The organism is Bradyrhizobium sp. USDA 3256 (assembly GCF_054058275.1).
Window position 1 is genome coordinate 311034 of record NZ_JBSSAE010000002.1, and the last position, 12454, is coordinate 323487.

The 12454-nt window shown below is 65.6% G+C and carries 14 protein-coding genes; 8 read left to right on the forward strand and 6 right to left on the reverse strand.

Annotated features, from left to right (window positions below):
- Positions 1-184 precede the first annotated feature (184 nt).
- Positions 185-1411, reverse strand: coding sequence for a TetR/AcrR family transcriptional regulator (locus ACVWY5_RS03135; RefSeq protein WP_160321762.1), 1227 nt, complete (start codon positions 1409-1411; stop codon positions 185-187).
- 246 nt (positions 1412-1657) lie between these two features.
- Between ACVWY5_RS03135 and ACVWY5_RS03140 the strand changes: the two genes are divergently transcribed.
- Positions 1658-2722, forward strand: a complete 1065-nt coding sequence (locus ACVWY5_RS03140; protein WP_028332920.1) for a ketopantoate reductase family protein — start codon at positions 1658-1660, stop codon at positions 2720-2722.
- 136 nt (positions 2723-2858) lie between these two features.
- Positions 2859-3053, forward strand: coding sequence for a hypothetical protein (locus ACVWY5_RS03145; protein WP_028332921.1), 195 nt, complete (start codon positions 2859-2861; stop codon positions 3051-3053).
- Positions 3054-3058: 5 nt separating this feature from the next.
- On the opposite strand, the gene rnk is transcribed toward ACVWY5_RS03145, so the two are convergent.
- The 3 genes from rnk to ACVWY5_RS03160 all read right to left on the reverse strand — a co-directional run bounded on the left by rnk (position 3059) and on the right by ACVWY5_RS03160 (position 4871).
- Positions 3059-3478 carry a nucleoside diphosphate kinase regulator gene (gene rnk, locus ACVWY5_RS03150; RefSeq protein WP_038377294.1) on the reverse strand — a complete coding sequence of 140 codons (420 nt, stop codon included), beginning with the start codon at positions 3476-3478 and terminating at the stop codon, positions 3059-3061.
- Between the two features lie 299 nt (positions 3479-3777).
- Positions 3778-4308 (reverse strand): chromate transporter, encoded by a 531-nt coding sequence (locus ACVWY5_RS03155; protein ID WP_028332922.1) that lies wholly within the window; start codon positions 4306-4308, stop codon positions 3778-3780.
- Positions 4305-4871: a chromate transporter gene (locus tag ACVWY5_RS03160; protein WP_028332923.1), complete on the reverse strand. Its 567-nt coding sequence runs from the start codon at positions 4869-4871 to the stop codon at positions 4305-4307. Before ACVWY5_RS03160 ends, ACVWY5_RS03155 begins: the two co-directional genes overlap by 4 nt.
- A gap of 113 nt (positions 4872-4984) precedes the next feature.
- Between ACVWY5_RS03160 and ACVWY5_RS03165 the strand changes: the two genes are divergently transcribed.
- Positions 4985-5902 carry a LysR family transcriptional regulator gene (locus tag ACVWY5_RS03165; RefSeq protein WP_193395231.1) on the forward strand — a complete coding sequence of 306 codons (918 nt, stop codon included), beginning with the start codon at positions 4985-4987 and terminating at the stop codon, positions 5900-5902.
- A gap of 188 nt (positions 5903-6090) precedes the next feature.
- On the forward strand, positions 6091-6639 hold the full coding sequence (locus ACVWY5_RS03170) for a carboxymuconolactone decarboxylase family protein (RefSeq protein WP_028332925.1): 549 nt from the start codon (positions 6091-6093) through the stop codon (positions 6637-6639).
- Positions 6640-6694: 55 nt separating this feature from the next.
- Here the strand turns inward: ACVWY5_RS03170 and ACVWY5_RS03175 are convergent, their stop codons facing one another.
- Complete coding sequence (locus ACVWY5_RS03175; protein WP_051376061.1) at positions 6695-7690, reverse strand: GlxA family transcriptional regulator; 996 nt, start codon at positions 7688-7690, stop codon at positions 6695-6697.
- Between the two features lie 64 nt (positions 7691-7754).
- On the opposite strand from ACVWY5_RS03175, the gene ACVWY5_RS03180 reads away from it, so the two are divergent.
- Positions 7755-8468 carry a DJ-1/PfpI family protein gene (locus ACVWY5_RS03180; RefSeq protein WP_028332927.1) on the forward strand — a complete coding sequence of 238 codons (714 nt, stop codon included), beginning with the start codon at positions 7755-7757 and terminating at the stop codon, positions 8466-8468.
- A gap of 223 nt (positions 8469-8691) precedes the next feature.
- Here ACVWY5_RS03180 and ACVWY5_RS03185 read toward each other — a convergent pair whose 3' ends face one another.
- Positions 8692-9171, reverse strand: a complete 480-nt coding sequence (locus ACVWY5_RS03185; RefSeq protein ID WP_028332928.1) for a hypothetical protein — start codon at positions 9169-9171, stop codon at positions 8692-8694.
- A 236-nt stretch (positions 9172-9407) separates the two neighbouring features.
- Here ACVWY5_RS03185 and ACVWY5_RS03190 point away from each other — a divergent pair, with 236 nt between their 5' ends.
- The 3 genes from ACVWY5_RS03190 (at position 9408) to ACVWY5_RS03200 (ending at position 12296) form a co-directional block, all read left to right on the forward strand.
- A complete protein-coding gene (locus ACVWY5_RS03190; protein ID WP_028332929.1) occupies positions 9408-10472 on the forward strand; it encodes an amidohydrolase family protein in 1065 nt (354 codons plus the stop codon).
- 73 nt (positions 10473-10545) lie between these two features.
- Complete coding sequence (locus ACVWY5_RS03195) at positions 10546-11658, forward strand: amidohydrolase family protein (protein WP_028332930.1); 1113 nt, start codon at positions 10546-10548, stop codon at positions 11656-11658.
- Positions 11659-11882: 224 nt separating this feature from the next.
- Complete coding sequence (locus tag ACVWY5_RS03200) at positions 11883-12296, forward strand: Rieske (2Fe-2S) protein (RefSeq protein ID WP_028332931.1); 414 nt, start codon at positions 11883-11885, stop codon at positions 12294-12296.
- The last annotated feature ends 158 nt before the right edge of the window (positions 12297-12454 follow it).

Sequence of the window (12454 nt, forward strand, 5' to 3'; positions counted from 1 at the left end):
CTTATTCGCGGTTCCGAACCAGTCGTAGCCTGCCTCCAAACCTCCCCTTGAAAAGGGGAGGTTGTTTCGCTCGTCAAGAGCGAAGCGGGTGGGGATCGGCTCTCATCCAGCATCGCCTGCCGCTACCCCCCGACCTTACCCCTTTCAGGGGGAAGGAGAAAACCGGGATTGCGACCGTGGCGCCTTAGCCCGGACGTCGGCGCGGCTTGAGGCCCGCGAGGAATAGCCGCGCGAAATGATCGGCGATCTCGGCTGGAGACCAGTCACGCCTGGTCTTGAACCAGATCGGATACCAGTGGCCCATTCCGGTGAGAATGCGCTCCGCGAAATAGGTATCGATGCGGCGGAAACGGCCCTCGTCGATCCAGCGCTGATAGCTGTTCTGGTCTTGCCGGATCGTCGCCAGCACGTCTCCGACATAGGCTTTTCGGTCTGCGTCGTTGAGATAGTTGATGTTGTGGTAGGTCGCCTTCGGGCCGCGGGGCGTGTCGTGCAGCATCAGCAGCAGGCGAATTCGCTGCACGATGTGATCGAATGCCCCAAGGCTGTGCTCTTGCAGATGCTCCCGAATGCTGACCTCGCCGGCGAGCCCGCGTCGCAGGCAGGCCAGCAGCAGGCTCTCCTTTTCACTGAAATGATAGTAGATGCCGGCGCGGGTCATGCCCGCATCGGCTGCGATGCTCTCGAGCGACGTGCCCGAGGCGCCCCTCCGGTTGAAACTGTCCGAGGCGATCGACAGCATCCTGTCGAACTTGGCGGCCCGCTTGTTCAACGCTGCGCGAGCCTCGAGAAAAGGGGCGAGGCTGAGCGGCTCGGGCATCTTGGGAAGGGCGATCTCGCGCCGGTAGACGCCGTGCGTGATGATGTCGTCGATGGCATCGATCGCCTGTTGCCGCGTGTAGTAGTCGCGTTCGGACAGCCAGAACGGAACCCAGTCCAGGACGGAGATCAGCGCCACCGCCGTGAGCAGCGGCTCGTCGCAGGCGATCGAGCCGTCCGCCACGCCCCGATCGAGGATGTCCGCCAGCAGCGCGGCGTTCTGCCAGCGCTTGGCGTGGACCTCGCTGCTGTAGGGCGCGGCCAGCGCATCGATATCGCTGAACAGGATCATGCGCTGGCCTTCGGGCCTCAGCCTGCCGCGCACGAAGCGCCTGATGATCTCGAGCCCGTCGATGCCGGGCTCGGCGGCCGCCTCGATTTCGTGGCGATAGATCGCAAGGCCGCGCAGGTAGCAGTGGAAGATGAGATCTTCCTTGTCGCGGAAATAGTGATACAGCGCGCCCGGCACGGCCTGCACCGATGCCGCGACCTGCTCCATCGTCACGTTGGCATAGGAGTGGCGGGCAAACAGCCGGGAAGCTGAGATTAGAATTTCTTCAGCCCGATCCGTCGGGTCGGCGGCGACTTGCAAGCTCGAATGCCCTTCTTGACCGCGGAACGAAAGTCCGCACGCGAGATAATCCCCTTGGCAGCCGCTTGTCGATCTGCGATAGACGGTGGCATACCATACACCAGCTGGTCTTGATTGTCTGGTGATTTGGCGACCGTCGGCCCGTGGGTGCGGGACGGCCAATATCGACCGGGCATCGGTTCGGCAGCAACTTCGGACAGGATTTTGGAGAGCAAGCCTTTCGTGAGAAGGGCTATTGGAGAGAGCATGGCGCGCAACATTCTGATTTTGGGAGCTTCCTACGGCTCCCTGCTGGGGACCAAGCTGCTGATGGCGGGTCACAACGTGTCCCTGGTGTGCCGGAAGAACACCGCCGACCTGATCAATCGCGAAGGCACCGAGGTGCGGATCAAGCTGCGCGATGAGAAGGAGCACCGCTCGATCTTCTCGCGCGATCTGCCGGGCAAGCTCGACGCCGTCACGCCCGCCGATGTCGACGTGTCGCGCTACGACATGGTCGGCCTTGCGATGCAGGAGCCGCAATACACCAACCACACGGTTCGCGTGCTGATGATCAAGATCGCGGCGGCGAAGCTGCCCTGCCTGTCGATCATGAACATGCCGCCCTTGCCGTATCTGAAGCGGATCCCCGCACTCGCCGGCATGGACCTCGAGGAGGCCTACACCAACGCGCAGGTGTGGGAGCGCTTCGAGCCGGGCCTCGTCACGCTGTGCTCGCCCGATCCGCAGGCCTTCCGTCCGCCGGAGGAGAAGGCCAATGTGCTGCATGTCGGCTTGCCGACCAACTTCAAGGCCTCCGCCTTCGCCGACGACAAGCACAACAAGGTGCTGCGCGAGCTCGAAGCCGACATCGACGCGGTGACGCTCGACGGCCAGGACGTTCCGGTGAAGCTGAAGGTGTTCGATTCGCTGTTCGTGCCGCTGGCGAAGTGGTCGATGCTGCTGACCGGCAACTATCGCTGCATCACACCGACGGAGCCGCAATCGATCCGCGACGCCGTGCATGGCGACCTGACGCGCTCGCAGGCGATCTATGATCACGTCGACGGCATCGCGCGCAAGCTCGGCGCCGACCCCGCGGACCAGGTGCCGTTCGCGAAATACGCCAAGGCGGCGGAAAGCCTGCTCAAGCCGTCCTCGGCGGCCCGTGCGGTTGCCGCCGGCGCGCCCTTCATCGAGCGCGTCGACCTCTTGGTGAAGCTGATCTCGCACCAGCTCGGCACGCCCAGCGCCGAGATCGACCGCACGGTCGAGACCGTCGATCAGAAGCTCAACGAGAAGATCGTGCAGGGCGGCTCCGGCGCGGAGTGACGCGCGTTGATGGCGAGGGCGGGCGCCCTCGCCATGCACCGGCGGTCGGCAAAGCGTGCGATCGCGGTTGCCGGACGCATGGCTCGACCTGTCCAGATAAGATAGAGTCGCCCAGCTGCGGTTGGGAGCAACGGGCATGCCGAGCAAATCGCTTCCTCTCCTTGCAATCTACGGCGACCTCGATCGCGCACGCGACATCATGCGCGCCTGGCAGCCGCTCGATCATCTCTCCCCCGACGACGCCGAGATCGTCGTGAAGGCAATCGCCGAGGGCATCGCGCGCGGGCGCCGGCACGGGATCGAGATGGGACAGTGTCATCAGGCGGCGTAAAGCCGCTAGCCCTCATGTGTCACGGCAAGGATCGTCACCGAACGCGTCTGCTGGCTCGGCGTCTGAAAATCGATCGTCTGGCCGACCGACAATCCGATCAGTGCCGCACCGACCGGCGTCAGCACCGAGATGCGCCGCAATGCGATGTCGGCTTCGTGCGGGTACACGAGCACGACCTCCCTGACGTCGCCGGTTTCGTCGTCGCGGTAGCGGACAAGCGAGCCCATGCGGACCACGTCATGCAGATCGGCATCGTCGGCGACCAGCTGGGCGCGGTCCGTCTCGCGTGCGAGGAACTGGGCGACGCGGGGAAACACCGCCATGCTGGAATCGGCCAGCGCGCTGAGGCGGTGCGCCTCGCTCGCGGTGATCACGATCGGCGGCAATGCCGGGGCGGTAAAGCTGTTTTGAACAGTTCGGGTCATATCGGTTGATCTTTGCGGTTGATCGGAGGCGCACGAGCGCCGGCGCGCGGACATCTCGCGACGCGACGGACTGAAATGATTTGGTGACGTCGAAGAATCCGGACGGCGTACGATCGCCGGCCGGCTAATTGCCTGCGTGCAGACGTCCGGCGCGCAATTCGCGGCGCGCAATGCGGGTGTCGATGCGGAGCGTGTCGATCATGGCATTATCAACATAGCCGCTGGCGACGTCGCATCCATTGCGGCGAAAGCGCGCACACCGCCGCGTGGAACGAGACGCCATCGCCGCACACAGAGCGTCAGGGCTGTCCGATGCCGGACAGGCCGAGCACCGCGCCGGCGGCGAGCGCGACAAGCGGATGGATGCGCGTCGCGGTGGTGGCGATCGCGACGCCAACCGCGATCAGGATCGTGCCCCAGCTCGAGGCCGACGCGTGGGTGATGACGACGGCGCTGGCGGTGACGAGCCCGGCGGTGACCGGAACCAGCCCGGCCTGCACGGTGCGGCGCCAGGGCCGGTCCTTGAAGCGTTCCCAGAGCCGCAGCGCGAAGCCTGTCACCAGCGACGACGGCCCGAACTTGGCGAGCGACGTCACCAGCACGCCGGAGAAGCCCGCGACATGCCAGCCGACCAGCGGCACCACCATCATGTTCGGCCCGGGTGCTGCCTGCGCCAGCGCGAACAGCGCGCCGAATTCCTGCGCCGTCATCCAGTGATGGACGTCGACCACCTGACGCTGCATCTCCGGCAGGATGGTGTTGCCGCCGCCAAAGGCGAGCAGCGAGAGCTCGGCGAAGATCAGCGCGAGCGTGACAAGGGTTGCGCTCATGACGTCTGCCTCGACCTGAGGAAGATGCTGAGCGGCGCCAGCGTCAGCAGGGTCGGCAGCAGCGGCAATCTGAACGCGGCAATAGCGAGCACGCAGAGCGCGCCGATGAAGAGGCCGAGCACATCGCGCCGCAGCGGCCAGGCGATCTTGATCGCCGTGGAAATCAGCAACCCGGCTGCCGCGGCGGCGAGGCCGCCGAACAGGTGACGGACGACCGGGTCGTCGGCGAAGCGGCCATAGATCACACCAAGGCCGATCACGACCGCGGTCGGCACCGCGATCAGGCCGAGGATCGCCGCGAACGCGCCGGGAATGCCGCGAAACTTCAACCCGACCGCGACCGACATGTTGATGATGTTGCCGCCGGGCAGGAACTGGCACAGCCCGAGCAGGTCGGTGAACTCCGCGCCGGCGAGCCAGCCGCGCTTCTCCACCATCATGTGGCGCGCCAGCGGCAGCACGCCGCCGAAGCCGGTCAGTCCGAGGATGAAGAAGCCCGTGAACAACTCGCCGACGTCAGGTGCGACATGCTTGGTGGTTTGCGCGGCGGGGATGGCGTCCATCGGCGGGGCGGCTCCGGTTCGATTTGTTCTTGAGCCGACTTTAGTTGGCCGCGTGACAAATTTCCAATATATGGATACGGGAATTTGCATATCTGTTGCATATGGATTGCCCGATGATCGAACTGCGCCATCTTCGCTATGCCGTCGCGGTCGCCGAGGAAGGTCATATCACCCGCGCCGCCGCGCGGCTCGGCATCCAGCAGCCGCCGCTGAGCCAGCAGATCCGCGCGCTGGAAGCCGCGATCGGCGCGCCGCTGTTTCGCCGGCAGCCGCGCGGGGTCGAGCTGACCGCCGCCGGCCGTGCCTTCGTCGGCAAGGCGCGCGCGATCCTGCGCGACGCCGACCTCGCGGTGGAAGCCGCGCGCCGCGCGAGCCGCGGCCAGGAGGGCCAGCTTGCGATCGGCTTCACCTCCTCGGCCGCTTTCCATCCTTTCGTCACCGGCGTGATGCGCGAAATGCGCGAGCGCGCGCCGGCGATCACGCTGTCGCTCGAGGAGGCCTCGACCGGCGAGCTGATCGCAGCCGTCGAGGCCGATCGGCTCGATGCCGCATTCGTGCGCTCGCCAAGCGAGCGGCTGGAGAACCTCACGATCACGCATCTGCTCGACGAGGAGATGGTGGTCGCATTGCCGGACCATCATCCGCGCGCCCGCAAGGACACGCGGCGGCGGATTTCGCTGGCCTCGCTCGCCGACGAGCCGCTGATCCTCTACCGCCGTCCGACTGGGCCCGGCCTCTACGACAGCATCATCGCCGCCTGTCGCGCGGCGGGCTTCAGCCCGAAGGTGGCGCAGGAGGCGACGCGGATGGTGTCGACGCTCAGTCTGGTCGCGGCCGGGCTCGGCATTTCGATCGTGCCGGAATCGATGGCGCGGCTTGAGACCGCCGGCGTGTCCTATCTTCGCCTCGACCGCGCCACGGGCCTCGTCGCGCCGCTGGCGCTGGCGCGCAAGAAGGGCCCCGCCGCCGGCACGCTCGGCCGACTGCTCGGGATCGTGACGCGGCGGGTGAAGGACCGCGCCGGCGGTTAGTGGAGACTGCGCGACGTGGCTCAACGTCGCCGCTGCCGCCGGTGGCGCGGAATGTGGGGAGTTTGGCGAACGCGCGCGTCCGGGCGCGTCTAGATAGCCTCCATCGAATCCGGCCCGCACGTGGATCGCAACTGCTCAGCTGCGTCCGGAGGACTCGGGTTCAATCAACACCGCGAAAGGCATTTCCGATGGCGCGTTTTCCTGTCCATACGCTCGAGTCTGCCCCTGAAGCCTCAAAGCCCGTCCTGCGCGAGGTCGAGGCGCGGTTTGGCATGATCCCGAACCTTGCGGCGACGATGGCGACGTCGCCTGTGCTGATCCAGAGCTTCATCGGCATCTTCGACAAGGTTCACGGCGGCAGCTTCACCGAGCAGCAGATCCAGACCGTGCTGCTCACCGACGCGATCACCAATGGCTGCGCCTGGGCGGTCGCGCTGCATTCCGCGCTCGGCTTGCAGGCTGGCCTCGATCCGGCCGATGTCGATGCGATGCGCGCCGGCCGCTCGCCTGCCGACAAGACACTCGGCGCGCTCTCGACGCTGGCGCGGTCGCTGATCGAAAAGCGCGGACGGCTCGACGATGAGGAGATCGAACGATTCCTCGCGGCCGGGTTCTACAAGGACCTCGTGCTCGAGGTGATCACCATCGTGGCGGCGTCGACCATCACCAACTACACCGGCAGCGTCACCAATCCGCCGCTGGAGGCAGCGTTGCAGGAATATGCCTGGAACGGCTGAGACGATCGCGCTTCAGTGTCTTCCACTGCGTGCCGGCCGCGAATAGCTTCACGTCCTAGCCCGCAAATCTGGCGCGGTAGTCCTGCGGCGTGGTCGACAGCAGGCGCAGGAAGCTGCGGCGCATCGTTTCCTCCGACCCGAAGCCGCAACGCCGCGAGATTCGCTTGATCGGCAGGCGCGTTTCCGAGAGGAGATGCCGTGCGCCCTCGACCCGGAGCCGCTCGATCGCGCGCGCCGGCGTCAAGCCGGTCGCCTCGGCGTAATGGCGGCTGAAGCTGCGCTCGCTCATGCCGGCCTGTTTCGCCAGCGTCGACAGCGAGAGGTCGCCGGCCAGATGGTTGCTGATCCAGTCGTGCAGCGCGCTGAACCTGTCGTCGGTTGCCTGCAGCGACAGGATTTCGCTGAACTGCGCCTGTCCGCCCGGCCGCTTGAAAAACACCACGAGATAGCGGGCGACGGCAAGCGCCGCCGTGCGGCCGAGATCTTCCTCCAGCAGCGCCAGCGCCAGATCGATGCCGGAGGTGACGCCGGCCGACGTCCAGAACGAACCGTCGCGCACGAAGATCGGATCTGGCTCGACGCGGACATCGGGAAAGCGCTCGGCGAGCTCTGCGCAAAATCCCCAATGGGTCGCGGCACGCCGGCCATTGAGCACGCCCGATTCGGCGAGCAGGAACGCGCCGGTGCAGACCGATGCGGTGCGGCGCGCTTGCCCGGCGCGCTCGCGTACCCAGTCCACCAGGACGGCATCGGCCGCCGCAGCGTTGACGCCGTCGCCGCCCGGAATCACCAGCGTGTCGACCGCGGTGTCGATCGCGGGCAGCGGATGCACCGCGAGCCCGACACCGGCGGACGACTCGACGTGTGGGCCATCCTTTGCAACCACGCGGACTTCATATGGCTCGGCGTTGCCTGCCTTGGCCGCCAGCGCATTGGCCGACGCGAACACCTGCAATGGCCCGGTGACGTCGAGCAACTGCACGGCCGGATAGGCCAGCACTTCGATCGAGCGGCGGCGGTTTGGCGGAAAACGTGGGCTGGTTGGCGTCATCGCCGAAACCTGCCGCGCTAGATTCGCTTTGTCCATAGCGCAAGGAAAGTTCGAGGGAAGTTCGATGATTGCTCACGATGTTCATCTGCGGATCGGTTCGCTGCTGTTCGAAGGCGTCGATCAAATCGATTTGACCGGGCCGTTCGAGGTGCTGTCGCGGATTCCGAATTCGACCTACCGCATCTACGGCAAGAGCGCCGAGCCCGTCCGCGACATCAAGGGATTGCGGCTGACACCGGATGCGACGCTGGCCGATGCGCCGCCGCTCGACGTGCTGCATGTGCCGGGCGGCTTCGGTCAGCAAGCCCTGATGGAGGACGCGGAAGTGCTCGGCTGGATCAACCGGCAGGCGGCGGGAGCATGCCGCATCTTTTCGGTCTGCACGGGCGCGCTGATCTGCGGAGCGGCCGGCCTGCTGAAGGGGCGCAGGGCGACGACGCATTGGGCGTCGTTTCATCTGCTGCCGTTGTTCGGCGCTACGCCCGTGAACGAACGCGTGGTGGTGGACGGAAGCTTTGTCTTTGCCGCCGGAGTCACGGCAGGCATCGATGGCGCATTGCGGCTCGCGGCTGAATTGCGCGGCGACGATGCGGCGCGCGCGATCCAGCTCTATATGGTGTATGCGCCGGAGCCGCCGTTCGACAGCGGCACGCCTGAGACCGCGCCCCCCGAAATCCTGCAGCAGTCGCGCCAGGCCGTGCGCGCGATCACGGAGCAGCGGGAGGAAACCGCGCGCCGTGTCGCGGCGAGGCTGGGCGTCGCCGTGCAGGGAGACTGAGTGCAGGCTTTTGCCGAACACTCGATTCGGTGTCACCTCGCCCCGCGTGCGGGGAGAGGTCGGAACGCATCGCTAGATGCGTTCCGGGTGAGGGGGAGTCTCCGCAACCGCAGCTATCGCCGAATATGCGGATGCGGCCCCTCACCCCAACCCTCTCTCCGTAAAGAACGGGGAGAGGGAGTGCAGCGCCGGCGCGGTCGCTATTCGACCTCGTCTCGTAGCACTAGTTCCCCGGCTCGAAGCTGCAATCGGCGCCGCCGCCAGCCTTGTCCTTGATCACTTTCGGATCGAGCGTGCAGGACAGTTTCGACAACGCCTCGTAGATCGTGCCGGCGGCGCCGTCGGGCGGCACGCCGGCGAGCGCCACGGTCGCGAACATCGCGTTGGCCTCGCTGCCCTTCACGGTACGGGTATTGCCGCCGAAGCTCAGCGCGCAGGAGCGCGAGGTGATGTCGACATTGCTGGCGCGGCAGACCACCTTGTCGGCGGTGACGACGATCTTGCTGGCATGGGAGACATTGCTGTCGCCATTGAAGAACGCCGCGACCGCCTTCTTCTCCTTGGCCGGCAATGGCGAATAGGGCGCCACCGCGCCGGCGAGCGCCAGCGCGACCGAGCCCGAGGTGGTCGCAGGCGCAGCCCATGCGGCTGACGCGGCCAGCGACAATGAACATGCGAGGATCGTCAATCGGCCCAGTCTCATTCCCGTCTCCCGGTACTGCGCTTTCCGCGGCGCGGAATCGCTAACACGTCTCGCGGCCTGAACAGGTGACGCCATTCACACGCGATGCCGCAACTTCGCGTGAGGCGCGGTGCGCGCACAGGGCAGGGCGGCCCCGCGCGGATCGGCTTGCACGATCGCGCCATCGGCGTCACAGTCCGATCCGTGGCAGCGATGCCGCCAACAACGACGACAAGAAGATCAATCCGGGGAGCGCCATGGCGGCCACGCGCATCGACTGCGACATCCATCCCGCGGTGGGGGGAACGCGCACCACGCTGCTGCCCTATCTGAGCGATCACTGGAAGGAACAGGTCGTCAGCCGCGCCATCGACGGGCTCGACCTCAATTCCTATCCGCCGTCGATGCCGCTGTCCGGCCGCGCCGACTGGCGGCCGGCGGACGGCAGCAAGCCCGGCAGCGATCTTGCCATGGTGCAGCGCGGCGCATTCGACCAGCTCGGCGCCAGCCACGCCATCTGCAACGTCGTCTATGGCGCGCAGGCGGTGTTCGATTCCTACATGGCGGCGGACTTCTGCAGGGCGATCAACGACTGGATCGCGGCCGAGTGGCTCGCCAGGGACAAGCGGCTGCGCGCCTCGATCGTGGTGCCGATCCAGGCGCCCGACCTTGCGGTCGAGGAGATCGAGCGCAGGGCCGGCGACAATCGCTTCGTCTCGGTGCTGGTGCCCTCGCAAGGCGAGACGCTGCTCGGCCGGCGCCATTACTGGCCGATCTATCAGGCCGCCGAGAAATACAAGCTGCCGGTCGCGATCCACGCCGGCAGTGCCTACCGGGGCGCGCCGAGCTCGATCGGCTGGCCGTCCTACCGCTACGAATATTATCTCGCCGAGGCGCAGGCGTTTCAGGCGCAGACGCTGAGCCTGATCTATGAGGGCGTATTCGGGAAGTATCCCGAATTGACCGTCGTGCTGATGGAGTCGGGCGTCAGCTGGCTGCCGGCGTTCATGTGGCGCGCCAACAAGACCTGGCGCGGCGTGCGCGTCGAGGTGCCGTGGGTGGAGCGCGAGCCGGCCGCGATCATCCGCGATCATTTCCGCGTCACCATGCAGCCGTTCGACGCGCCGCTGGATCCTACAAGCGTCGCCGATATCATCGACCAGATCGGCTCCGACAAGATGTTCCTGTTCGCATCCGACTATCCGCATTGGCAGTTTGACGGCGACGATCCGATCCCGCGATATCTGCCCGACAGCATCGTCAAGCGGATGTGCGAGGACAATCCGATTGAAACGTTCCCGCGTTTGAAGCTGAATTCGTAATTCGCGCGCATGATCCGGAAAAGTGGGAACCGGTTTTCCGGCAAGAACATGCGCAAACAAGAAGGAGGATCGCATGAGTGACGTCATCGACCGCCCGATGCTCGACCAGGAGAAGACCGCCGCGACGCGGCTGAAGATCATCGATTGCGACATCCATCCGAGCATTCACGCACACAGCGACCTCAACGAGTTCCTGCCGAAGCGCTGGCAGCAGCATCTCAAGGAATATGGCAGCCACCTGCGCACGCCCTATATCGGCACCACGCCCTATCCGCGCTCCTCGCCGCTGATCGCGCGGCGCGATGCCTGGCCGCCGACCGGCGGCGTGCCCGGCTCCGATCTCGATTTCATGCGCAAGCAGCACCTCGATCCCTTCGACGTCGAGTTCGGGATCCTGCAGGTGCTCGACCTCTTCATCTTCTCGCAGCAGAATCTGGAATTTGGCGCCGCGATCCAGCGCGCCATCAACGACTGGCAACTGGCGTTCTGGGCGCATCGCGATCCGCGCCTGAAGGCTTCGATCCTGGTCGGGCAGGACGGCTCCGACCTTGGCCTCGCCGAGATCGAGCGCTGCGCCAGGACCGGCGAATACATCCAGATCAACGTCTCGCCGCGCGCCAACGAACCGCTCGGCCGCCGCCGCTACTGGCCGATCTATGAACGCGCGCAAGAGCTCGACCTGCCGCTCGGCATCCATGTCGGCGGCTATGGCGGGCATGCGCCGACCGGCGGCGGCTGGCCGTCCTATTATTGCGAGGAGCATCAGTCGAACGCGCACACGGTGGCCTCGAACCTCACCAGCCTGGTGCTGGAAGGTGTTCCCGAGCGCTTCCCGAAACTGAAGATCGTGTTCATCGAGGGCGGCTTCGGCTGGATTCCCGCGACGATGTGGCGGATGGATCAGCATTTCGAACGCTTCCGCAGCGAGGTGCCGCATCTGAAGCGCAGGCCGAGCGAATATGTGAAGGAGCATTTCTGGTTCACGACCCAGCCGATCGACGAGCCGGATGAAGCGAGGCACCTGCGGCAGCTGATCGAATGGGTCGGCATCGACCGGCTGTTGTTCTCGTCGGACTATCCGCATTGGGACTATGACGACGCGCGCTACGCCTTCAAGACGCCGCTGACGGACGCCGAGCGTCGCAAGATCTTCAATGCCAACGCCCGCGCGGTTTACAAGTTTTAGAACGAGATGACTTCACTTCGGGTCGAGCGCTGGCCTCGGTTTCACCTCGCCCCGCGTGCGGGGAGAGGTCGGAATGCATCGTCAAATGCATTCCGGGTGAGGGGGAGCTTCCACGAACGCAACTATCACCGTTTATGCGGAGACAGCCCCTCACCCCAACCCTCTCCCCGTAAGAACGGGGCGAGGGAGCGCACCACCTTCGCCGCCAATATCGCAGGATTCCGATGACCCGTCACATCGTCGCGCGCACCAGTGAGATTCCGGCCGGCGGCAACAAGGTGTTCGGCATCGAGGGCCGCGACATCGTCGTGTTCCACGTCAATGGCGAGTTCTTCGCGCTGCTCAATCGCTGCCCGCATGAGGGCGCGCCGCTGGAGAAGGCGGCCTGCGTCGCGCGCTTGACCTCGCCGGAGCCCGGCATCTATCAGCGCGACCGCGTCGGCGAGATGCTGCGCTGTCCGTGGCACGGCTGGGAATTCGACATGCGCAACGGGCAGTCTTGGTTCGATCCCAAGCGGTTCAGAATCCGCTCCTATCCGGTCGCGGTCGAAAGCGGCGCCGAGTTGCAAAAGGGGCCGTATGTCGCCGAGACGTTCCCGGTGCACATCGAGGACAATTACGTGATCGTTGAGGTTTAGCGGGCGCCGCCCCGAACGCCGTCACGGCCATCCACGCCTTATTCTACCGAGCAGAAATGTAGACACCCGGAACTCGTTATTGCGATATTTGCAATAATGAAGTTCCAATCGCGACAATTATAATAACCGATGCAATGGGCCACCTTGAGCTGGCGGTC